The following is a 21,549-nucleotide window of genomic DNA, read 5'->3' on the forward strand; positions in this document are numbered from 1 at the left end:
CGAGCCCCCAAGATCATCAGCCTCGTTTGTATTCGATACAAATAGGATGATGGCAGGCGTGGGGATACCTTCGGATAGCCTATAGAACCCGCGAATAGGCCGGGCGCGGGGAATGTAGCTGCCGACCAAGGAGAGCGCCCGCTGGCACTCAAAGAGTTTCTTCGCGCGTTAGCACCCTGAAAAGCCGACCTTCGCCACCCGAACCGGGCACAAAGTTCTCGACGCTAAAATCATCGTCCTTCAAAGGGAGGTTGGTGAGATAGTGTTCGATATATCCCTGAGGTAGCGCAGTGCCCGGAATGCCGTTTTCTTTGAACAGAAAGCCGTATAGGCGCATCACCGCGCGGAAGCCATTTGTCCTGTTCAACATAAGACCTTCGCGCCGACGATCATCCCACGCGTCGGGCCAGCGATTTTTCACTGCGTTGAAGAGTTTGTAGATTTCCTCGGCGATCTGAACATCCTTGCCGTCTATGAACAAGTTCCGGAAAGGCATTCGGTAGATATCTTGGTCTTTTGCCAATTTGAAGAGGGATTTCCCCCGCAGTAATATATCGCGATCAACCTTCGCGTCAGCGGTTATGTACCGCATCAGGCTTTCGACGAAAGTTGCTTGGGAAATTGGCTCAAATCGACCGTCGATTGAAGCCCCACCCAACCGCTTGATGCGCTCGTACAGTGCGCAATTTGGGTCCTTATCGAGTGCGACCGCGACATTGTGGCAGGTCTTCTGGGGGCTGCGGGACTTTGCCAGAGAATACAGATCATAGACCAAGTTCTTATGGACTTTAGTCTGCTCCAAGTTGACGGTGGAGAAAATATGCGCCTGATCTGCAACGTCAGCGCCGAGAAAAATCGAGACGGGGATGTCGAACTTAGTTCCTTGGAACTTGAAAAGCCCGGCAATTCGGTGCTGGCCGTCGATCACTCGCGCAATATTGCTGATCGCTATCGAAGGCTTTAGCTCCCCCTCTCGATAGTTGCGGAGGGTTATAGTGCCTGTCGCTTCGTCGAAGTTGCCGTACTGGTCGTCAATTGCGATGATAATAGCTGTCGGAAACGAGGCATCGAAGAAGTTCACATACTCTTCGAGCTTCTTGACACGATTGACTTCCAGCGGCCGCTGAATGCCCAAATAGCGTTCTACGTCTCGGTCCGTTTGGATCACACGGCGAACGTCGAAGAAAGCGATCTTCGTGATGACGTTGTAAGGAATGGACGCCAAAAATACGTCCCCTACCGGTTGTTCCGCCTTGATGGCCTTGAACGAGTATTGTGTGTTGTCCGGATCGACGGGATTATTTCCGAAAAGATCATCCATTGCGGCTGTTCCATTCTTTCAGGAAGTCGCGGGCATTATCCGTTTCGGAAAATTTGCCGCTAGCTAGCTCGTTGCGGTAAACGGACACGCAAAATAGGCAGAACGTCGAGAAAGCATAGATGCCGACGGAGAAGTAAAACAGGTTTCCGATATTCAATTGCGCAGCGATTTCGCCTGTCGTAGAGAAGCGAACAAACCCGAAGCACATTCCAGCCATAACGCAAACAATGAGTGAGATGATAAAAAACCAAGTTCCATAGGGAAAGGAAAAAGTCAGCTTTCCGAGACGAGAAGTTCCGGGGCTAACGGCTTCATCATCCCATGAGGCATAATTGGATGTAATAGCGAATATCAGAGGCCCGACTAAAGACGCGGCATATATATATAGATCACCCTGCGAAATCGTAGCGTAGATTCGCTCCCCCAATGTGGCCTTGGTGGTTAGAAAAGCGGCTGAGAAAATCGGAAAAAACCAAATCGGAACGGTCGAGAAGACGGTAGAAAAAATAGTCTCGATTAGGGCAGATTTAATAGAACTCCAATTTGAGTTCGGCAGCTCCCCAATAAGCGGCACCCATCTCATCACTCTATGACCCCCATCGTGATTAAGCTTTCCGAAGTTCCTTTGCGACCTCGGTTGTTCCCACTAATTACTGACGCCCTCGGAACCTCCACGATTGTGGCTGATCCGCTATAGAGGTCTATGACGCTCTCATGCCAAGCATTCGTCGCAACAACCTTCGCTCCCCGGTCGACCGCATTTACGAGCGCATCACGGAGCCGCACCTGGTCCTCCCACGAGAATATCTTCTGGTTGTACTTGATGAAGCCATTCATGTTGTGTGCGGTCGTATAGGGTGGGTCAACGAATATCGCGTCACCCCCACGGGCTTTACTGATAGTTTCTTCAAAGTCGCAGCAACGAATATCGGCAGATTTCAACACCTCCGAGACTGACTTGAAGTTATCATTCTCAAAGATTATCTTGGATTTGGTACCAATCGGAACGTTGAACTCTCCCTTTAGGTTCTCCCGATACAAGCCATTCCAGCACGCCCTGTTTAGATAGAGGAAATGCGCCGCTCGGGACGCTACGTCTTGATGCTCAACACCGCGCTGCGAATAATAATAGTCTTTGGAATGCCTATCGTGATGCTCTTCTAGTCGATCAACTACTGACTTCCAGTCTTCTTTGATCGCTTGATAGGTTGCAATCAGCTTAGGGTTGACGTCAGAAAGAAGCGACGCACGTGGCAAAAGGCTGAAGTATATAGCACCACCGCCGAGGAAAGGCTCAATATAGCGACCGGAAAATGCCGGGATTGAAAACTCGGGGCGATCCACCAGCCATCTCTTACCGCCCGCCCATTTTAGAAAAGGTCTGATCGCCATGTTGCCCCTAGTTCGCAAACCAGCGATTGTATGGTTCGAACTCCTTGAAGATGTATGAACTCGTATAAAGGTTGTTTCCTTTCGTCAACTTAACTTTGGTTTCCACTACTTTCAGAGGAGTAATGAAAGGTTGAAAATACAAAATAAAGATCTCAAATCAAGCATGATGTCGGCGACTCTCTGCCCTTCAGCTTCCTGAAAGTTACAGTCGCCTAACCCCAGCCAGTGCCTCAGGCTGAAATTCACCGGCCACTAAAACGGCAATCAAAGTGTGTAGAATCGAGCGCTTGCTCTGAATTGAAGCCGACATTCAAGTGTTTTGGGGTCAGAAACCTCAGGCGGCATCATCATGGGGGATCGCTCGAAGCATCCCCCATACCCCGGTCGAATCTAATGGTCATATGGATCGTCTCCTTGAAACTAGGGAGTGCATAGCACCGCTATTAGATTGCTCGTGAAAGACCATCTCGCCTTTAACGCGAATGCACCTTAGAAAGAAAAAGGGAATGCAAATCGCTTCAAGGGGGATATCTTGGTTAGGGCGGGCACATGGCTAGATGACTTGATAGAAATCTATAATGATCTTGGTGGGGAAGCTCCGTATAGACAGGTCTACCCTTTGGCGCGAGAACGTCGGCTGGCGAGAGGCGCGTCTTGGACAACACAGGCAGAGGCATCAATTAGGCGAACGGTCGAAGACCACGCACGAACATCCAATAATTTTCGCGGTGAAGAGGTGTTCTACACGGTACACGGACACGGTAAGGGTGTCTGGGCCCTCATGCCGAAATATCTCCGTTCAAATCCAGTTATGCCTTCGATGGGCGGGGCTTCATATACTGCCGGAGTTGAAGGTATTATATTGGAATATACCTATTTGAGGCGCTCTCGTGACCCAAGGCTTGTGGAGGAGCGAAAAAGGATCGATGACTACACGTGCCAAGTCTGTGATTTCCGCCTTGCTGTTGGTGATGAAAATTACGTTATTGATGTCCATCACTTGCACCCATTAAGTACGGCCGGCCCTGTGGTGATCACCAGCGTGGAAGATTTAGTTTGCTTGTGCCCTACATGCCATCGAGTGGCGCATTCGCGAAAAGAAAGACCTCTAACCTTGCCGGAGGTTCGTGATCTCAGGTCGCGGCGATAGCGGGGCAGCGCCTCATCAGAGCAGGCATCCTACCGTCTAACCTTGCATGCTTTTAGTCCACATGGTCGGGCGTCCTAGAGGAGCCCTGCTGCATTCTGCCCGTTGTCGTCCTTACGCATGCGTCCCACGCCGGATCGCCTTCGTCAACAACCACAACCGCTAATGATGCTGTGTCTCAAAATGTATGAGCGGTGAGACCGTCTCTTGACCCGTCTCAAATGTCATCTTATAAGCCTCTTATCGCAACCCCTAAGGACTTACAAGACAATGGCATTGATCGGATACGCCCGAGTTTCCACCGTAGGGCAGTCGCTTGAGGTGCAGATCGGCAAGCTGACGGCGGCAGGGGTGGAGACCGACCATCTCTATTCCGACAAGAAGACTGGTGTGGACCGGGACCGTCCCGGCTTGAAGGACGCGCTGCGCTTCGCACGTAAGGGTGACACCTTCGTTGTTTGTAAGGTCGACCGTCTAGCGCGATCTACAATCGACCTGATGAACATCGTCAGCGAACTCGACAAGAAGGGCGTCCAGTTCAAGGTATTGGACCAGAGCATCGATACCACGACCAAAGAGGGCCGAATGATGCTGGGGTTCCTTGCGGTCATTGCGCAGTTCGAAACCGAGATCAGGCACGAAAGGCAGATGGACGGCATCGCACAGGCGAAGCAGAGCGGCGTCAAGTTTGGTAGGAAGACCGTCATGACCGATGATGTCGTGGAAATGATCAGGACCATGAAGGCTGACGGGAAGCCAATAGCGGAAATCATGAAGGCATCGGGGATGTCCAGGCCGTCAGTCTATCGGGCTCTCGGCTCCGTAGGGGCATAACCGGCCGAGGACGTTAGGTGTACCCCTAGCACAACGAAAGCGATTTGGGTGACCACCGGCACGAAGATTGCCGCCATTGACGTTAGGTGGACGACTAGCAATTACCTGACCCCTAGCACATTAGGTGCCCCACTAGCACGGCATCGCTGTGATCGGGTTGCCCCCTAGCTGATGAAGGCGCATGGGGTCGAAGCCGGACGCCTCAGGTGTGGCCGGTTAACCCACCCCCTTGCTCTACTCTCGAAATCCACACGTTAGCGCCCGCCTGTCTGACCCGCTGCTCCTCGGGGCGCGATGGGTTGGAGCGCTGCCGTGTGCATTTCTAGAGCATGCACAGAACTGGCTTAGCGGGACTCCCCACTAAAATCTTGAGACCGCGTGTCTTGCTATCGATGCCTGAACAGCATGAGCAGATGCAGACGTCCTCACCATCACCACCGTCGAAACCTCAGACCACAGGAGCAACCTATGAGGACCATGAATGACCGCTAGAACCTATAGCAGACCGAAGAAGACCATAGTTCTCAAGGCGAAGAGGAAAAGGGCTCGTAACCTTACCGCCGCCGTGGCCTACGCCGTCGAGAAGGACAACCGAAGAGAAGCCCGAGAGCAGGCAAGAGCAAGGATCGAACAATGAGCGGTGACGGAATGACAATCACCCTCGATCTTGGCGCTCTCCTCATGCTGGAGGAAAACCAGATACGGGAGAAGACCGAGCGGCACACCGTAAGGCGCTACGCTGAACAGATGGCAGGCGGAGCGATATTCCCGCCTATCAAGGTTACGCTAACCGATCCGACCGACGTGACCAGAGGCTACACCCTGGTGGATGGATGGCACCGCGTTGAGGCAACGAAGGAGAACGGCGGCGGGTCCATTGTGGCCGAGGTTGTCGTTGCGAGAGCTGAGGAAATCCCATGGTTGGCCGTGGAGGCGAACAGGGCTCATGGACTTCAACTGAAGCTCACCAGAGTGGTTCGAAGGGCCATCTTCAGAGCCTACGTACATGCCGGTAAACACCGCACGGGACGTGGCAGGAAGGTGAAGACGGCGAGCGAAATGGCCCAGGAGCTGAATGGTATCGTGTCGCGGCGGCAACTGCCGTCGTGGATGGCTGCCGATTTCCCGGCAATCTACAGGGCAATGAATGGCAATGGTCTTGAAGAGCAGGACCATGGTGGACCGAAGGGCCGCGATAGGGACGAAGAATGCGCTAAGGCAGCCCTTGCAGCGTTGGACGAGTATGAGGCCTGCATGCGGGCGATGACGGACAATCGTAAGGCTCGGAAGGTTCTGGTAGCCGCCGCCGCACAAGTCCTTGAGGTTGCCGCATCTGTCACGGGGAAACGGGAATGGCCTAAGGCTGGTTCGGTATCTTCAATTGATGATTTCTGACACGATATCCCGTAATATCAAAGCCTTAGCTAAAAATATGGCAATTGCCACTTCACATACGCATTCGGGACCTTGAAAGCACTGGGAAACAGGGCGCGTAGCGGTTTCACCCCCGACATTACCATCAGAAACAATACCACGAAGGCTCGGAGCGATCCGGGCCTTTTCGTATTTCCAAAGGACACAGAATGAAATGAGAGCAGATATCCGATGCGGGCAGAACGCAAAGGTCCGCAGGACCCAGCCCAATTGGCTTGTCGAGTGCATCAAAGCAGGCATTCCGTTGAACCAACTCCCACCGGCACCAAAGGCCGACGCAAGCCACAAAGAGAAGGTCCAGCACACGTGGAAGCTTCGCAAGCTATGGGCGGAGAAGACCGGCAGGACCATCGAACGCCTCACGCCACCCGGCTACAACGACAAGCTTGCGGAGGCGAGACGGAAGGAACGGCAGGGTGCTGAAATCAGCCCTGAGGCGAGGGACCGGATCATACGGAGAGTGTTGGAATAATGCTGCGTCGAAAGAGAAGGGCCACAGTCTCGATCACCGTGGCCCAGCCAACCCTCTAGCGAAGTGGGCAGGGGGAAATTTAAGTTTCCCAACTCAGAGACATAGCCAATCTCACGAAGCGGGGCAAGCCAACGCAGGCAACCCCAATCCAGAATACGCAACAATAGCGCCATAGCAACCTATCAGGGCGCTTCCACATTCAACATTCAAGCACCAGAAGAGGTACAATGACCGACGCAATTTCCGTCATCAAGGGATTTGAGGGCTACATCGACCACGCGAAGTGGGACCGCACCGCTTATCGCGCTGGCTATGGTTCCGACACGACCACCCTTGCCGATGGTACGAAGGTTCCGATCACCGCAGACACCGTAGTCACCCGCGAGGACAGCGAACGTGACCTTGCACGCCGTGCTGTCGAGTTTGAGAATACCGCAGCCAAGCAGGTCGGTGAGGATAAGTGGGCGGCTCTCCCAGGCAATGTCCGTGCAGCCCTTACGTCCACCACGTACAACTACGGCAGCCTTCCGCACGACGTGGTTGCTGCCATCCAGACCGGTGACATCAACGCTATTGCTTCGGCAGTCAAAGATCGTGGAAGTGACAACGGCGGGATCAATGAAGGTCGACGGTCGAAGGAAGCCGAGATCATCCTAGGTGGCCCTATGTCCGCCGCAGACAACGCCCCGTATCGCCCTAAAGCTTCCCCGGGCGTCCAGTACACCGCAGGCACCGAAGTCAACCTTCAGTCTGACACGGCTCAGATTGATGGCGCACCCCGCGCTGAAGATCCCGAAGGCACAAGCCTCTGGCAGCTTCAGAAGGATGCCTTCAATCAGGAAAGTACCCTTGCCTACCTGCTGAACAGCAACCCCTACCGGGACGACCCCAACTTCAAGGCACCGTCTGAGGAACAGCGCCTTAAAGACCTCACGGATCGCGGTCTAGACCCTGAGCATTACGCCAAGTTCACAGGTGGCGCTACGTCCGCTGAAGGATACAATCGCCAGCTTCAGAACGCTCAGGAAGACAGTGAACGTCTTCGCCGCCTCCAAGGTGCGGGCATGACAGGGGCAGCGCTACAGATCGCCAATCAGTTCCTCGATCCGGTCTCCCTGGCCACCGATGTCGCCGTTGGTACCGTTGCGCCCCAGATCGTATTCGGCAAGCGGGCCGGTCAGGTGTCGCGGGTTCTCGTCGGTGCCCTCAGCGCAGGCTCAGGGGCAGCGGCCTCGACTGGGTTGAACTATTCCGTCAACCCTAATGCCACCAAGGCAGACCTCTTGATGGGCGTTGCGTTTGGCATAGGTGTCGGCGGTGTCGCCGGTAAGCTCATGTCCCGTGGTGCAACCGTCACAGAAGGCGCTCAGCTTCAGCGGCTCGCACAGCGCGTGGTCGATGACCACGAGGGCGTCAAGATGGGCACCGGTTTCGGCGGCGCAGCCCCTACAGGCATCCATGAACCGAGGCTCCCGTTCGAAGCTCCGATCTCTGAACTGGACCATGCTGACGTTGCAAAGACCGCCTTCGGTGCTGTCCGTGCCGACCTCTCTGCTCAGCTCGATAAGTCACCCTTGGTCACCACTCGTGCCCTAGGTGGCGCTTTGGTGCAGGATGGTACCGGCAAGATCGGCGGTGCTGTCAACGGCAAGGCAGCATCCGAAGAGGCTGAGAACCTCGTGACCGAGTTCCGCGCTGTCTACTTCCGCACATACAAGGCTCAGCTCCAGAAGGTCTTCGACAAGGAAGGCACTGGGATCGTCGACAAGTTCTGGAAGGGTACGACCGAGCATAAGTTCAACGAGGAAGTGGACCGCTACGTGCGGGACCGCACTTACATGGGTGGTGAGAAGTACAGCGAAGAAGTCCGCGCGGTCGGCAAGGTGATCCGTGATAACCTCAGAGAGCTTAACCAGCTACAGAAGAACCCATGGAAACGAGAGGGCACCGTTGGGCGCTCTGTGTTCGGCCATGAGGACATTCCGGACAACCCCTACTACATGCCCCGTGAATGGCAGTCTTCCAAGATCGCTGCGGCATATCACGCCTATACCAAGGGCACTCTCGACGATCTTTTCTTCGGTGCCTTCCGGTCGGCGAACGCTGATATGGATGAGGCAGCACTGCGGAAGTTGTCGCAGGGTTTCGTCAAGAGCCTCACAGACCGTAGCCTTGGACTGGACGACAACTTCATCAGGACGCTCTCTGGAGACAACATTGATGAGATGGTTGACCTCCTAGCCAAGCACAAGGGTCTGTCTGAAGCCGACGCCGCTGAGATCGCTGAGAGCTTCCGCAAGGTGCCCAACGGTGACGCTGGTCGTGATACGCACCAACGTCGCCGGTCGCTGCTGGATGAGGAGTATCAGCTCTCTTACAAGCCCCGCACGGTCCATGGTGTCACGGAGGACCAACCGCTATCCATCCGCGACCTCTTCAACACCGATGCCACTTCGGTCCTCGACCGCTACACCCGAAATGCGGCCGGAAACATCGCCATGGCCCGCATTCGCGTTGCTGATCCCAAGTCGGGGAAGCTCGTGATTGACGGCCTTACCAGTCAAAAGGAGATCGACAACTATCTAACGAGCATGAGGCAGGAGGCCGCAGACAGGGCTGTTCCGAAGCAAACCATTGAGAAGGATATCAAGAACGTCACGCTGGCAATCAACGCTATCAAGGGTCATCACGTCGATGGGCTTGAGGGCACCGAGTGGGGCTTTTGGCTGCGGTCTATCCGCAAGTTCAACTTCTCCCGCATCATGAATCAAGCTGGCTTCGCTGCCGTACCTGAGATCGGGAACATCGTCGGGTCCGTTGGCCTGAAAGCCTCGTTGTCGCAAATGCCAGCCGTTCGGCGCATGATGACCGATGCAGGTGAGTTGGCCCTGAAGGATGGTCTGGCCGACGACATCGAGTATGCCTTGGGCATCGGCACCGAGCGATTGACCCGATACGCTCCCAGTGACACCTATGACGACGTCATGTCCATGGTGGACGATGGTAGCCGGGGATGGCGTGATCATGTCAGCAACGCCCTGGAGAGAGCAAACCGGGTAACCGCAGACACCTCAGGTATGTCCTTCATCGACGCAACGACACGGCGGTGGGCTTCTAAGGCCATCATCCAGAACTTTGCCAACATGGCGGTGAAGGGTAAGGGTATCTCAGCCAAGCGACTTGCTGACCTCGGCATCGACGGGGAAATGTCAAAGCGTGTCCTGGCTGAACTGACGAACCGTGACTTCCTGCCCATGAAGGGTAAGAAGGTGGCTGGGTTACGCTTCGAGGGTGCCAGTGATAAGGAAGCTGCGGAGTTCTTTCGCCGTGCGGTCATCCGAAAGACCAATCAGGTGATCCAGAAGAACGACGTGGGCAACCTGATGCCGTTCATGAACACTGCGGTGGGCAAGGTGATCATGCAGTTCCGCTCGTTCATGGCTGCGGCCTACGTCAAGAACTCCCTCAAGTCCCTGCACATGCGGGACACCGAGGCCGCTGTCGGCGCGGCAGTGACCACAGGCATTGCAGCCCTCACCTACTCGCTCCAGATGCAGGCTCAGGCTTTGGGTCGTAACGACAGGGAGAAATTCCTTGAGAAGCGGCTGGCGCCCGACAATGTCCTCAAGGCGGCGATTGCTCGGTCTGGGTGGTCATCGATCGCACCGATGTTGATAGACACGGTCGTGCCGGCTCTGGGCGGTGACGCTCAGTTCTCCTACGCCCGTACCACCGGTCAGACGTCGAACAGCCTCTTTGGTAACCCAACCTTTGGGCTGCTCGATGATATCAGCACGGCCACCAAAGCCGCCGCTGGTGCCGCACGTCCCGGCTCGTTGTCTCAAGAGGAGTGGCGGGCATTCGCTAAGATTGCTCCGTATGGCAACGCTCTGCCTGCTCTGGGCCTTTACAATCTCTTGATCTCCGAGCAGCCCGAGCGGATGCCCCGCAGCGCCCGGTAGTCAACCTTAAGACAATGGGCGGCGTATTCGTATGCCGTCCATTCCTTCACGCAGCAGTGACCTCACGGTCGAACCATAGGCCACCGCAGCGCCGCATAGCGACTCAGCCATTGCGTTTGCGAGGCGGAATGAAGCTTTCCCCATCCGGACGATGGAACGCGCCCAGGGAGGCGCTGGGGGCTTGCGATTGCTTAGGTGACCACTGCCGATCATTTGCACTGTCAGGATAGTTGGAGGCGTGCAACTAAGTATTTGTTTTATTTGATAAATATCCACTAGACAGATTTCCGCGAAGCACATACGCAGGCTCGGCACCGCAATTGGTGCTTCGTTACATGGAAAGATGACATCATGCATATCGCGACCAAGCGCTTCGAACTCGAAATCCACCGTGACAGCCTTTATCTACGTGCCTCGGCCTTCGGGAAGATGTGCGCCACCTTCCTAGATTGGTCTGGCAGTGGCCTAAGCGCCACGGACTGGATGATCGTTGACCCAGCGTGGGGGCTGGCATCAGCCGGCGAACATTAACTCATTCGTCTACTTGCGGTGAAACTTCTGGGCCGATGACGTATCGCGGCATCTTCTGGATTTCGCGGTACAATGCTTTCATGGTTTTCTCACCATATTCCGTGGACGAACGACCATCGGCATGGCCTTGGATCGCGTCCATGTAGGTTGGCGCAATGTCCACATCACGAGCTATCGTCTTGAAGCGGTGCCGCCATGCATGGTTTGGCTGAACTCGTTTGTCAGTAATCTTGGCAACTTCTCTCACCCAGTCACTCACCTTGCCGCGTACGCTCGCTGCCTGAGTATGCCCAGGCTTCCTCTTGTCGTCGTTAGGCAGGTAGAAGAGAGGACCGGACGGTCTGCTCGACACCCATTCAAGGAGCCCAAGTTCAACTAGGTGAGGATGGATAGGCACCATCCGGTATTCGCCCGTCTTCACACTTCCGGCCTCAGGCGTGACCATGAGGAATGGATGGCCGTATTGTTGCGACACATCTTGACGGCGGAGCTGCGTAATCTCACCCGCCCGTGCGCCTGTATACGCGCATATCCAAGGCACCCACCGGCAGGCCAGCTTATTCAGCTCGGTCATTCTGCCAAGCCTCTCAGGATCGCTTAAAGCGCACTTGAGGATAGCCACTGCTTCTTCGTCGGTGAAGCCCTTGGGACGCTCCTTGACACGCTTCGGTACCGAAACCTTGATGTTGACGGTAGGATTAGACGTCAACAAGGACTTGGCTAAGCCGACCCGATAGATGACACGGATCGCGGCAAGGTACTTGGTGCTGACCGTCTTTGCGGCAATACCCCGTTCATGCCGAAGAAACTCGCAGTAATCGGCAACATTCAAGCCGGTCACTCGGGTCGCGTCATCGTGCTTGAGATATGCCTTGAAGTCTTCAATCTTCTGGAGGAAATCTGCAGGCGTCTTAGGCGCCCCGCCATTTGCGAGGTGATCGCGTTCCCAGCGTTCGAACAGTTTCGTCAAAGTGACCTTACCGACCTTCGACTCCTTATCCGCAATCGGTGGAAAACGAACAACGTTCGGATCGGGGCTATAGTCACCTTCGGCTTTCTTACGTTGCTGATCGGCGGCAAGAAGGAGTGTTTGATGAACCTGCTGGATAAGACGATCTCGGCTTGGGCCATCGGTGACGATGCCCTCGCTTATGAGGAGTTCATCAATCGACTGACCATACCACTGTTCCCATAGGCCTTCGACTGCTACACGCTCAGCCAGCTCACGGATGCCCTTCCAGACTTCAGCGGGACCGGGCTCATCATGAAAACCGTCAACGATCTTTCGATAGACCTTGCCGCTGAGCGCAACGATCTGCTTCTGGGTGAGAGGCTCCGGCTGGGCACGCATCATCTTCCAACGCGCCGTGACTTTCTGCTCTTGCGAAGAGAATAGCTCCTTCGCGAGGACAGGGTCCTTTGTCTGAAGGGAAATCTTGACCTCGGTCTTACCGACAGTGCTGACCAAATCTGCCGGCACACGCGCTCGATAGTAGTAGACGCCAGTCTTAGGATGCTTGAAGGGACGGGGCATTTGCAGAACCATGTGGCCACCTCTGTGTACCACCGAGGCGCTTTCAAGTCCCTGATAACAGTCAACTATTTGGAAATCAAATAGAAAAAATGGTGCTGCTAGAGAGATTTGAACTCTCGGCCTCTCCCTTACCAAGGGAGTGCTCTACCCCTGAGCTATAGCAGCAAACCGTGGCGCGTCGGGCGCGCCGTATTGGGCGAGGCGGCTATTGCCATAGGTCGGGGCCAAGTGCAAGCCGCAAATTTCAACTTCTGTGAAAGATCGCGGGAAAAAATGCGTCGGCCTTTTGAAGTCGGGGGATTTCGGCTATGGGAAGCGCATGGGTGTGGATAAGACGAAAAATGATGAAAAGCCGATCTCGCAAGGCGGTTTGACGGCCGGCGAGGTGGGCGAAGGCGTGGTTGCGGCACCGGTTACCGAGGCGGATCGGCGGCGGGAGCGGGCTGCGCAGAAGCTGCGTGAAAATCTCGGTCGTCGCAAGCAGCAGGTGCGGGCGCGTCGCGCGGGCCAAGCGGACGAGACCGATGGGCTGCCGGCCGCAAATACCGCGCCGGAGAAAGCCGCCGCCGCAAAAATGGACGAATCGTAATGATTCATGTCGCCCATCATCAAACAGCCATCAAACGAATTGAAGCTTTAATCTATTTCGTCTAAAGAGCGCCTTTTCCCAGGTGGCATGGAACTTCAGGAAAGGCGGGCTCGGCCCGTAGTCATATATGGATCGTATCAGGATTGTCGGCGGCAACGAGCTTAACGGTATCATTCCGATCTCCGGCGCCAAGAACGCGGCTCTGCCTCTGATGATCGCCTCGCTGCTGACCAGCGATACGCTGACGCTCGAAAACGTGCCGCATCTGGCCGACGTCGAGCTGCTGCAGCGCATTCTCGGCAATCACGGCGTCGACGTCGCCGTCAACGGCCGGCGCGAGCGCCAGGAAGACGCCTATTCCCGCACCATCCATTTCACCTGCCGCACCATCGTCGACACTACCGCTCCTTACGAGCTGGTTGCCAAGATGCGCGCCAGCTTCTGGGTCATCGGGCCGCTGCTTGCCCGCGAAGGCCAGGCGCGCGTGTCGCTGCCCGGCGGCTGCGCCATCGGCACGCGCCCGGTCGATCTGTTTATCGAGGGCCTGACGGCGCTTGGCGCCAACATGGAAATCGATGGCGGCTATATCAACGCCACCGCGCCCAAGGGCGGCCTGATCGGCGCGCGCTATGACTTCCCGAAGGTTTCGGTCGGCGCGACGCATGTGATGATGATGGCGGCGACCCTTGCCCGCGGCACGACGATCATCGGCAATGCGGCGCGCGAGCCTGAGGTCGTCGATCTCGCCAATTGCCTGATCGCCATGGGCGCCAAGATCACCGGCGCCGGCACCAGCACGATCACCATCGAAGGCGTCACCTCGCTCTCCGGCGCGCGTCACCGCGTCCTGCCGGACCGCATCGAGACCGGCACCTATGCCATGGCCGTTGCCATGGCCGGCGGCGATGTCACTCTGGAAAATACCGACATGGCGCTGCTCGATACGGCGCTGGACAGCCTGCGCCGCGCCGGTGCCGATATCTCGGCGACCAATAACGGCATTCGCGTCAAGCGCAACGGCGGCGGCATCCAGCCGGTCGATGTCGTCACCGATCCCTTCCCGGGCTTCCCGACCGACCTGCAAGCGCAGTTCATGGCGCTGATGACGCGCTCGACCGGCACCTCGCATATCACCGAGACCATCTTCGAAAACCGCTTCATGCATGTGCAGGAACTCGCCCGCCTCGGCGCGAAGATTTCTCTCTCCGGCCAGACGGCCAAGATCGAGGGCGTCGAGCGGCTGAAGGGCGCACCGGTCATGGCGACGGACCTTCGCGCCTCGGTATCGCTTGTTATCGCCGGCCTTGCCGCCGAGGGTGAAACGCTGGTGTCGCGCATCTATCATCTCGATCGCGGCTTCGAGCGGCTGGAAGACAAGCTGACGCGTTGCGGCGCGATCGTCGAGCGTATCAGCGACTAATTCCCGCTATTGCCGTGAACAGACCGGAGAAGCCCGTTTTCTCCGGTTGCGTCTTTCGTGGCTGCACCCTATTTCCATCACGAGGAAATGCCGCTATCGGCATGTCCGTGGGCGATCAGGGATAACAGGCGCATGACCAATCTCAAGCTAATGGCACTCGACAACGAAGACCTGGGCGTTATTTCCGCGCATATGCAGGATAGCGTCTTCAAGGTCGGCGACATGTCCTATGCGCCGAAGCTCAAGCAATTTTCGCTCGCCGCCAACCGTTTCGTCTGGGAGCTCTCGGATCAGAAGCGCAAGACGTTCGAGCGCCGTCGGGCAGTGCTGGTGTTCAAGCGGGTGCTGGCGGTGCGCTCCAGCGGCGTCGACCGCCGCCGGCGCGACGAGGTGCTGTCGCTGCTCGCCATCCGCTTCGACCAGAAGGGTGAGGGGCCGGATGGCACCATCGAGCTGACGCTTGCCGGCAAGGCCACCATTGCGCTCGATGTCGAATGTATCGAAGTTCAGCTTGCGGATATCGGCGGCGCGTGGGAAACGGCTAATAAGCCCAGTCATCCGGACGAAGCGCTCTAGGCCGGACGGAAAACGAGTTTCGGTCGCCGGCGGCGGCCTCGATGTAAAAGGATTATCAGCGTGGCTATCTGGCTGGATCAGGCGTCGGAAGGGTTCGAGGAGAAGTTCGCCGCTTTTCTCACGACCAAGCGGGAAGTGTCCGAAGACGTGAATGCCGTCGTGCGCGCCATCATCGACGATGTCAGGGCGCGGGGCGACGCGGCGCTGGCCGATTATTCCAAGAAATTCGAAGGCATCGATTTCGCCACGACGCCGATGCGCGTCACGGAAGCCGAGATCGACGCGGCGGTTGCCGCCGTTCCCGCCGAAGTGCTGGGCGCGCTCAAGGTCGCGGCCACCCGCATCGAATCGCACCATCGCCGGCAATTGCCGAAGGACGATATCTACGAGGACGATCTCGGCGTCGGTCTCGGCTCGCGCTGGACGGCGATCGAGGCCGTCGGTCTCTACGTGCCCGGCGGCACCGCCAGCTATCCAAGCTCGGTGCTGATGAATGCGGTGCCGGCCAAGGTTGCCGGGGTCGAGCGTGTCGTCATCACGGTGCCGACCATGGGCGGTTCGATCAATCCGGCGGTGCTGGCCGCTGCCCGCATGGCCGGCGTCGAGGAGATCTACCGCATCGGCGGCGCGCAGGCGATCGCAGCGCTGGCCTATGGCACGGAGACGATCGCCCCGGTCTACAAGATCACCGGCCCCGGCAATGCCTATGTCGCTGCCGCCAAGCGCCATGTCTTCGGCACTGTCGGCATCGACATGATCGCCGGCCCGTCCGAAGTGCTTGTTATCGCCGACAAGCACAATGATCCGGATTGGCTGGCTGCCGATCTCCTGGCGCAGGCCGAGCATGACGAAGGCGCACAGTCGATCCTGATCACCGACGACGCGGAGTTCGGCAAGGCCGTCGAAGGCGCCGTCGAGCGGCAGCTGAAGCGGCTGAGCCGTGCGAAGACGGCGGCTGCAAGCTGGCGGGATTTCGGCGCCATCATCCTGGTCTCCGACCTGAAGAAGGCCGTTCCGCTTGCCAACCGCATCGCTGCCGAGCATGTCGAGCTCGCGGTCGACCATCCCGATACGCTGCTTGCAGGCATCCGCAATGCCGGCGCGATCTTCGTCGGCCGTCATACGCCGGAAGTGATCGGCGATTATGTTGGCGGCTCCAATCATGTGCTGCCGACGGCCCGTTCGGCCCGCTTCTCGTCCGGCCTGTCGGTGCTCGATTTCGTCAAGCGCACGTCGATCCTGCGGCTCGGTCCGGAGCAGCTGCGCGCGCTTGGTCCGGCGGCGATCGCTCTTGCCGAGGCGGAAGGGCTCGACGCCCATGCGCGGTCGGTCGCGATCCGTCTCAATCTCGAGAGGTAGAGTATGGCAGAAGGCGTCTTCCGGCTGAGCGATGTGGTCCTGGACGACACGATCGGCCGCTCGACGCCCGACGTCGAGCACGAGCGTGCCGTCGCCATCTTCGACCTGATCGAGGAAAACAGCTTCGAGCCTGTGGGACATGTGGGCGGCCCCTATCTCTTGAACCTGTCGCTGGTCGACCAGAAGCTGGTTTTCGACATCCGGACAGAGGAGGGGACGGTCGTTGCCGCCCATATCCTGTCGCTGACGCCGTTTCGCCGGATCGTGAAGGATTATTTCATGATCTGCGAGAGCTATTACGAGGCGATCCGCTCCTCCACCCCCAGTCGCATCGAGGCGATCGACATGGGCCGCCGTGGCATCCACAATGAAGGGTCGCGGACGCTTATGGAGCGGCTGCAGGGCAAGATCACCGTGGATTTCGACACGGCGCGGCGGCTCTTTACCCTCGTCTGCGTGCTCTACTGGCGCGGGTGACGGCGATGGAACAGCCAGCGGCAGCGGCCATCGAGCATAGCGGCAAGGCGCCCGGCGCCATCCTCTTCATGTGCGGGCTCAACACCATCCGCTCGCCGATGGCGGAGGTGATCGCGCGCGGAATGCTGCCGCAGGGCACCTATATCGCCTCGGCGGGCGTGCGGGCCGGCGAGCGCAATTCTTTCGTCGACGTCGTTCTCGAGGAGATCGGCCTGTCGCTCGGACGCCGGCAGCCGCAGACGCTGGAGGATCTGGAGGATGATTTCTTCGATCTCATCATCACGCTTTCTCCCGAGGCGCATCACGCGGCGCTGGAGCTGACGCGGGCCAATGCCATCGACGTCATCTATTGGCCGACCATGGACCCCTCGGCGATCGGCGACACGCGCGAGCAGATTCTCGATGCCTACCGCGACGTGCGGGATTATCTTCAGGGCCTGATCGAAAGCAGGCTGGTGGAACATCGCGGCTCCCTTTAGGGTGCCGCGTGAAACAAATGCAGAAAGCCTTATCAACGTGGTTCACAAAACCGCGTCGATTGTGTAGTTTCCGCGCAAATTTCCGGCGACCCCGCATTTTGCCACGGGCGCCGGCCTCAACCCTACAGGAAAAGAAGCTTTAATGCCGAAAGAAGAAGTCCTAGAATTTCCGGGTGTCGTCACCGAATTGCTGCCGAACGCGACCTTCCGCGTGAAGCTGGAAAACGAGCACGAGATCATCGCCCACACCGCTGGCCGCATGCGCAAGAACCGCATCCGCGTTCTCGCCGGCGACAAGGTGCTGGTGGAAATGACCCCTTACGACCTGACCAAGGGCCGCATCACCTACCGTTTCAAGTAGTCGCTGCTCGTTTTCGAGCCGGCTGTCCGTCTCCCGCCTGACAGGTCGAGGTTTTATGGCGCTGAAACACAAGCTGATACTGGCCTCCGGATCGCCGCGCCGCGTCGACCTCCTGCATCAGGCAGGGATCGAAGCGGCGCGCCTGATGCCCATGGATATCGACGAGGCTCCGAAGAAGTCGGAGCACCCGCGATCGCTGGCGCGCAGGCTTTCGGCGGAAAAGGGCGAAGCAGCCCTTGCCGCGTTGAAGGGCGATGTCGCCTGGCAGGGAAGCTATATCCTCGCCGCCGACACGGTCGTCGCCGTCGGCCGACGGATTCTGCCGAAGGCGGAGTTCGTCGACGAGGCGTCTTCGGCGCTGCACCTGCTCTCCGGCCGTAGCCATGTCGTCTATACCGGCGTCTGCCTGATCACGCCCGACCGCAAGCTGCGCCAGAAGGTCGTCGAGACCAAGGTTCGCTTCAAGCGGCTGTCGGCGAGAGACATCGACATGTACCTCGCCTCCGGCCAGTGGCGCGGCAAGGCGGGTGCCTATGGTATCCAAGGGCTCGCCGGCTCCTTCGTGCAGAAGCTGATCGGCTCCTACACCAATGTCGTCGGATTGCCACTTTATGAAACCATGCTGCTTCTGGCGGGAGAGGGTTTCGACGTTCATGCCACCTGGCAGGAAGGGTGATTGTCATGGCGGATGACGACAAGATCAAAGTCGGCGCAAAGATCGAGCCACTGCGCAAGACACGGCCTTGCGTGGAGTGCGGCCGGCCTTCGATGCGCGAGCATTACCCCTTTTGCTCGGATCGCTGCCGCTCGGCCGATCTGTCCCGGTGGCTCAACGGCTCCTATGCCATTCCCGTTGCCGAGGATCAGACCAAGGCGGACTATCCCGAAGAGGAATAGTCCCGCCGCCATTTCGCTGTTCGCTCCGGCGAAGCCATTCATTTTGTTCGTAAATTGCCAAAAATCTATTTCCTGTCAAAAAAGAGTCATTTGCGGCTGGACATGGACGAACAAGATGCTATAACCCCGCTCGCTTCCGGGGTGAACCAAGCACCCAGGGCCTTCCAAGGCCTTCTGATTTGCGCGAAGCACGGATGCCCAGATAGCTCAGTTGGTAGAGCAGCGGATTGAAAATCCGCGTGTCGCTGGTTCGATTCCGGCTCTGGGCACCACTCTAAGCCATTGTTGTGCTTGTATTTTTCAATATCCGCATTCTTTCTTAAATAGTTGAGTTTGACAGATTTATTTGCCGAGTTTGACAACTTCTTTTTTTCGTCTGTTCACTTCCTGCTCAAAATCCGCGATGATGCCTTGCATTTTCCGCTTCCTGTTGGCGCGCTTCGAATAACGCCGTGCCATGGTCTCAGTCTCCTGTCCGAGCATGTCGGCGATAGTCCGGTCGTTGAAGCCAAGCTCGGCAAGGATGGACGCTACCGTGTATCTCAGACCTTTCAGCGTGAGTCCGGGCTGTATTATTCCTTGTTCGAGATACGTGTCCTTCAGCTTGTCCCAGTTCGATGAAAAGCCGCTATAGGTCCATGGCTTGACGCGACTGTTTGCGCAAAGCGTGATGGCATTGTGTTCCGGTGCCGTTTCCATGAATTCGATAAGGGGGCTGGGAGCGGGATCCAGACCGGCACACCAGTCTTTCCGCGCCGCGTGTCGAGCATGCCGTCCTTTACGGCTGTTTGAGGCAGTTTGACCGCATCGCTTGGATCTATGGCACATACATCATCAGTGCCATTGGCAGCTTCATGTAGGCGGGCAGGGCGATCATGACTGATTCCCGCTCCGCATCCTGCCACGGTCGGTTCGCGTCTGGCATGCTTTTCGGCCGGGGAATGGCGGGGATCTTTGCGGTGGGGTTGTCCTTCATATAGCCCTGTCATCGAAAAACGAATTGAGCGATGAGGCGAAAATTCCTGTGTCGCTGCCTCTCGTCCAGAAAGCCGTCAATCAACAACGAGCGACCTGCGCTGGGTCACCCAGACGACCATCGCCAACGCGATCAGGACCCCGCCGCCGGTGACGACAGCGACCCAGCCGCCGCGTTCCCACAAGACGCCTGCCATCATCGACCCCAGCGCGCCGCCGATGAAGTTACAGGCGACGAAGGCCGTATTCAGGCGGCTGCGCGCGCCAGGATCGACCGCGAACAGTCTCGATTGATTGAGAACGTTTGTGGCCTGGATTGCGACGTCCAGCAACAGGACAGCGGCCAGGACAGGAACGATGTGCGTTGAACCAAAGCCCGCGATTACGAGAGAGATCAGCGCCAGAGCAAGTGCGGCGCCCGTACCTTCGACCGACCAGCCCCGATCATGGAGCCAGCCGGCGCGGCGGGCTGCAAGCGCGCCCGCAAGACCGACAAGACCGACCAGACCGATCTGACTGACGGAGTAGCCGAAAGGCGGCGAACTGAGAAGGAAGGTCAGGCCGGTCCAGAATAGCGTGAAGACGGCAAATGCGCAGGCACCGATGACGAGCGTCATTTGCACGGGCCGATGTTGGCGCACGACCGAAAAGACCGAGGCCAACAATTTGCCATAGGAAACGGCGGGCCTCGGCTTCTCCGCCGGCAGAGCCCGGGAGAGAAGGACCGCAAGCAGAATGATGAACAGGGCGGCCGCAACGTAGATCGCCCGCCAACCGAAGGCATGCGCGAGAAAGCCGCTGATCGTGCGTGACAGCAGGATACCGGTGATCAGCCCCGAGACGATCGTTCCGACCACGCGGCCGCGCTGGTCGGGCTCGGCGAGATCGCCGGCGAGAGGTGTGAGAAGTTGTCCAGCGATGGTGGTCAATCCAACGGCTGCAAGCGCGGCGAGCAGAGCCGCGAAACTCGGCGCGAGCGCGCAGGCGACAAGCGCCACCGCAGAACAGATCATGATGGCCGGGATCAAGCGCCGCCTGTTCATCGTATCGCCAAGCGGGACGACGAGCAGAATGCCAAGCGCATAACCCATCTGTGTGACAGTAATCAGTGTGCCGGCGGCGGCGATCGAAACACCGAGCGAACCGGCGATATCAGACAGCAAGGGCTGGGCCCAGTAGAGATTGCCGACCGCCGCTCCACCGGAAGTCGCAAACAATAGTGTAAGCGCTGGCGACATTCCGCCGGACGTTGGAGTTTTAGAGTGCGCGCGCGACATGGGGCGTCCCTTGAACGGAAATCGAGATGCGCCGACCTTGCAGGCCCACCTCATGTTTTTTCTCAGCAATTACGTCATTGACCTGCGATCAAGATCGGGTGTCAGCTTGCGGGACCTTCGACGATATAGACGCGCGACGTCGCCGATTTGTGCCGGATCGGTTTGAGTTTTTCATATTCGGGCGAGTTGTACCAAGCCTTTGCCATGTCCATGCTGTCAAAAGCGATCACCACCATGCGCCCGTCGAAGCCCGCGCCTTCGAGTGAGACGACATTTCCGCCACCCCTGACAATGAAACGCCCTCCGAATGGCTTGAATGTCGATTCCACCTGGGTGCTGTATGGCTTGATCCCCTCCGGATCAGTCACTTGGAACTCTGAGATGTAGTAGGCAGGCTTCACACCGGGAGCCGGCTCCTGGGCCCAGGACGCTGACATCGTGGGAAAGGTGGCGGCGCCAAGCGCAATCAAGAGCATTGCGATGCGAACTTTCTTCATCTTGGGTTCCTTGCG

At 57.6% G+C, this 21,549-nt stretch carries 21 protein-coding genes and 2 tRNA genes; 14 read left to right on the forward strand and 9 right to left on the reverse strand.

Annotated features, from left to right (window positions below):
- Nucleotides 1–148: 148 nt before the first annotated feature.
- The 3 genes from AB6803_RS30185 to AB6803_RS30195 are packed head-to-tail and all read right to left on the reverse strand — an operon-like array spanning nt 149 to nt 2,713.
- Nucleotides 149–1,321, reverse strand: coding sequence for a DGQHR domain-containing protein (locus AB6803_RS30185; protein WP_371112324.1), 1,173 nt, complete (start codon nt 1,319–1,321; stop codon nt 149–151).
- Complete coding sequence (locus AB6803_RS30190) at nt 1,314–1,904, reverse strand: hypothetical protein (RefSeq protein WP_174075585.1); 591 nt, start codon at nt 1,902–1,904, stop codon at nt 1,314–1,316. Before AB6803_RS30190 ends, AB6803_RS30185 begins: the two co-directional genes overlap by 8 nt.
- Nucleotides 1,904–2,713: a DNA adenine methylase gene (locus AB6803_RS30195; RefSeq protein ID WP_371112325.1), complete on the reverse strand. Its 810-nt coding sequence runs from the start codon at nt 2,711–2,713 to the stop codon at nt 1,904–1,906. Before AB6803_RS30195 ends, AB6803_RS30190 begins: the two co-directional genes overlap by 1 nt.
- A gap of 820 nt (nt 2,714–3,533) precedes the next feature.
- Here AB6803_RS30195 and AB6803_RS30200 point away from each other — a divergent pair.
- The 4 genes from AB6803_RS30200 (at nt 3,534) to AB6803_RS30215 (ending at nt 10,562) form a co-directional block, all read left to right on the forward strand.
- Complete coding sequence (locus AB6803_RS30200) at nt 3,534–3,863, forward strand: HNH endonuclease (protein ID WP_371112351.1); 330 nt, start codon at nt 3,534–3,536, stop codon at nt 3,861–3,863.
- 267 nt (nt 3,864–4,130) lie between these two features.
- Nucleotides 4,131–4,694, forward strand: coding sequence for a recombinase family protein (locus AB6803_RS30205; RefSeq protein ID WP_174075582.1), 564 nt, complete (start codon nt 4,131–4,133; stop codon nt 4,692–4,694).
- A 633-nt stretch (nt 4,695–5,327) separates the two neighbouring features.
- Nucleotides 5,328–6,089: a ParB N-terminal domain-containing protein gene (locus tag AB6803_RS30210; protein WP_174075581.1), complete on the forward strand. Its 762-nt coding sequence runs from the start codon at nt 5,328–5,330 to the stop codon at nt 6,087–6,089.
- Nucleotides 6,090–6,827: 738 nt separating this feature from the next.
- On the forward strand, nt 6,828–10,562 hold the full coding sequence (locus AB6803_RS30215; RefSeq protein ID WP_371112326.1) for a hypothetical protein: 3,735 nt from the start codon (nt 6,828–6,830) through the stop codon (nt 10,560–10,562).
- Nucleotides 10,563–11,094: 532 nt separating this feature from the next.
- Here the strand turns inward: AB6803_RS30215 and AB6803_RS30220 are convergent.
- Both AB6803_RS30220 and AB6803_RS30225 read right to left on the reverse strand, forming a co-directional pair.
- A complete protein-coding gene (locus AB6803_RS30220; protein WP_174075578.1) occupies nt 11,095–12,639 on the reverse strand; it encodes a DUF6538 domain-containing protein in 1,545 nt (514 codons plus the stop codon).
- A 78-nt stretch (nt 12,640–12,717) separates the two neighbouring features.
- Nucleotides 12,718–12,792, reverse strand: a tRNA-Thr gene (locus AB6803_RS30225).
- Between the two features lie 154 nt (nt 12,793–12,946).
- Between AB6803_RS30225 and AB6803_RS30230 the strand changes: the two genes are divergently transcribed.
- The 10 genes from AB6803_RS30230 to AB6803_RS30275 all read left to right on the forward strand — a co-directional run bounded on the left by AB6803_RS30230 (nt 12,947) and on the right by AB6803_RS30275 (nt 19,057).
- Nucleotides 12,947–13,216 carry a hypothetical protein gene (locus tag AB6803_RS30230; RefSeq protein WP_371112327.1) on the forward strand — a complete coding sequence of 90 codons (270 nt, stop codon included), beginning with the start codon at nt 12,947–12,949 and terminating at the stop codon, nt 13,214–13,216.
- A gap of 127 nt (nt 13,217–13,343) precedes the next feature.
- Nucleotides 13,344–14,636, forward strand: coding sequence for a UDP-N-acetylglucosamine 1-carboxyvinyltransferase (murA, locus tag AB6803_RS30235; RefSeq protein WP_174052394.1), 1,293 nt, complete (start codon nt 13,344–13,346; stop codon nt 14,634–14,636).
- 132 nt (nt 14,637–14,768) lie between these two features.
- Nucleotides 14,769–15,212, forward strand: coding sequence for a DUF2948 family protein (locus AB6803_RS30240; protein WP_371112328.1), 444 nt, complete (start codon nt 14,769–14,771; stop codon nt 15,210–15,212).
- Between the two features lie 60 nt (nt 15,213–15,272).
- On the forward strand, nt 15,273–16,571 hold the full coding sequence (hisD, locus tag AB6803_RS30245; protein WP_371112329.1) for a histidinol dehydrogenase: 1,299 nt from the start codon (nt 15,273–15,275) through the stop codon (nt 16,569–16,571).
- 3 nt (nt 16,572–16,574) lie between these two features.
- Nucleotides 16,575–17,048 (forward strand): UPF0262 family protein, encoded by a 474-nt coding sequence (locus AB6803_RS30250; protein WP_371112330.1) that lies wholly within the window; start codon nt 16,575–16,577, stop codon nt 17,046–17,048.
- Between the two features lie 5 nt (nt 17,049–17,053).
- On the forward strand, nt 17,054–17,527 hold the full coding sequence (locus AB6803_RS30255) for a low molecular weight phosphatase family protein (RefSeq protein WP_371112331.1): 474 nt from the start codon (nt 17,054–17,056) through the stop codon (nt 17,525–17,527).
- Nucleotides 17,528–17,669: 142 nt separating this feature from the next.
- Nucleotides 17,670–17,888, forward strand: a complete 219-nt coding sequence (infA, locus tag AB6803_RS30260) for a translation initiation factor IF-1 (RefSeq protein WP_004117876.1) — start codon at nt 17,670–17,672, stop codon at nt 17,886–17,888.
- A 55-nt stretch (nt 17,889–17,943) separates the two neighbouring features.
- A complete protein-coding gene (locus AB6803_RS30265) occupies nt 17,944–18,564 on the forward strand; it encodes a Maf-like protein (RefSeq protein ID WP_371112332.1) in 621 nt (206 codons plus the stop codon).
- A gap of 5 nt (nt 18,565–18,569) precedes the next feature.
- Nucleotides 18,570–18,785, forward strand: coding sequence for a DNA gyrase inhibitor YacG (gene yacG / locus AB6803_RS30270; protein ID WP_007699131.1), 216 nt, complete (start codon nt 18,570–18,572; stop codon nt 18,783–18,785).
- 196 nt (nt 18,786–18,981) lie between these two features.
- A tRNA-Phe gene (locus tag AB6803_RS30275) sits at nt 18,982–19,057 on the forward strand.
- 70 nt (nt 19,058–19,127) lie between these two features.
- Here AB6803_RS30275 and AB6803_RS30280 read toward each other — a convergent pair.
- From AB6803_RS30280 to AB6803_RS30295, 4 genes are all read right to left on the reverse strand, one after another.
- Complete coding sequence (locus AB6803_RS30280) at nt 19,128–19,484, reverse strand: hypothetical protein (protein WP_371112333.1); 357 nt, start codon at nt 19,482–19,484, stop codon at nt 19,128–19,130.
- Nucleotides 19,485–19,602: 118 nt separating this feature from the next.
- The gene (locus tag AB6803_RS30285) at nt 19,603–19,761 is read right to left on the reverse strand and encodes a hypothetical protein (RefSeq protein WP_371112334.1); all 159 of its coding nucleotides are present in this window, start codon (nt 19,759–19,761) and stop codon (nt 19,603–19,605) included.
- Nucleotides 19,762–19,837: 76 nt separating this feature from the next.
- Nucleotides 19,838–20,998 (reverse strand): MFS transporter, encoded by a 1,161-nt coding sequence (locus AB6803_RS30290; protein ID WP_371112335.1) that lies wholly within the window; start codon nt 20,996–20,998, stop codon nt 19,838–19,840.
- Between the two features lie 140 nt (nt 20,999–21,138).
- Nucleotides 21,139–21,534, reverse strand: a complete 396-nt coding sequence (locus AB6803_RS30295; RefSeq protein ID WP_371112336.1) for a DUF1330 domain-containing protein — start codon at nt 21,532–21,534, stop codon at nt 21,139–21,141.
- Between the last annotated feature and the right edge of the window lie 15 nt (nt 21,535–21,549).

Origin of the sequence: Rhizobium sp. RCC_161_2, from assembly GCF_041355235.1 — a bacterium.
In the GTDB taxonomy this organism is placed as follows: Bacteria; Pseudomonadota; Alphaproteobacteria; order Rhizobiales; family Rhizobiaceae; genus Rhizobium.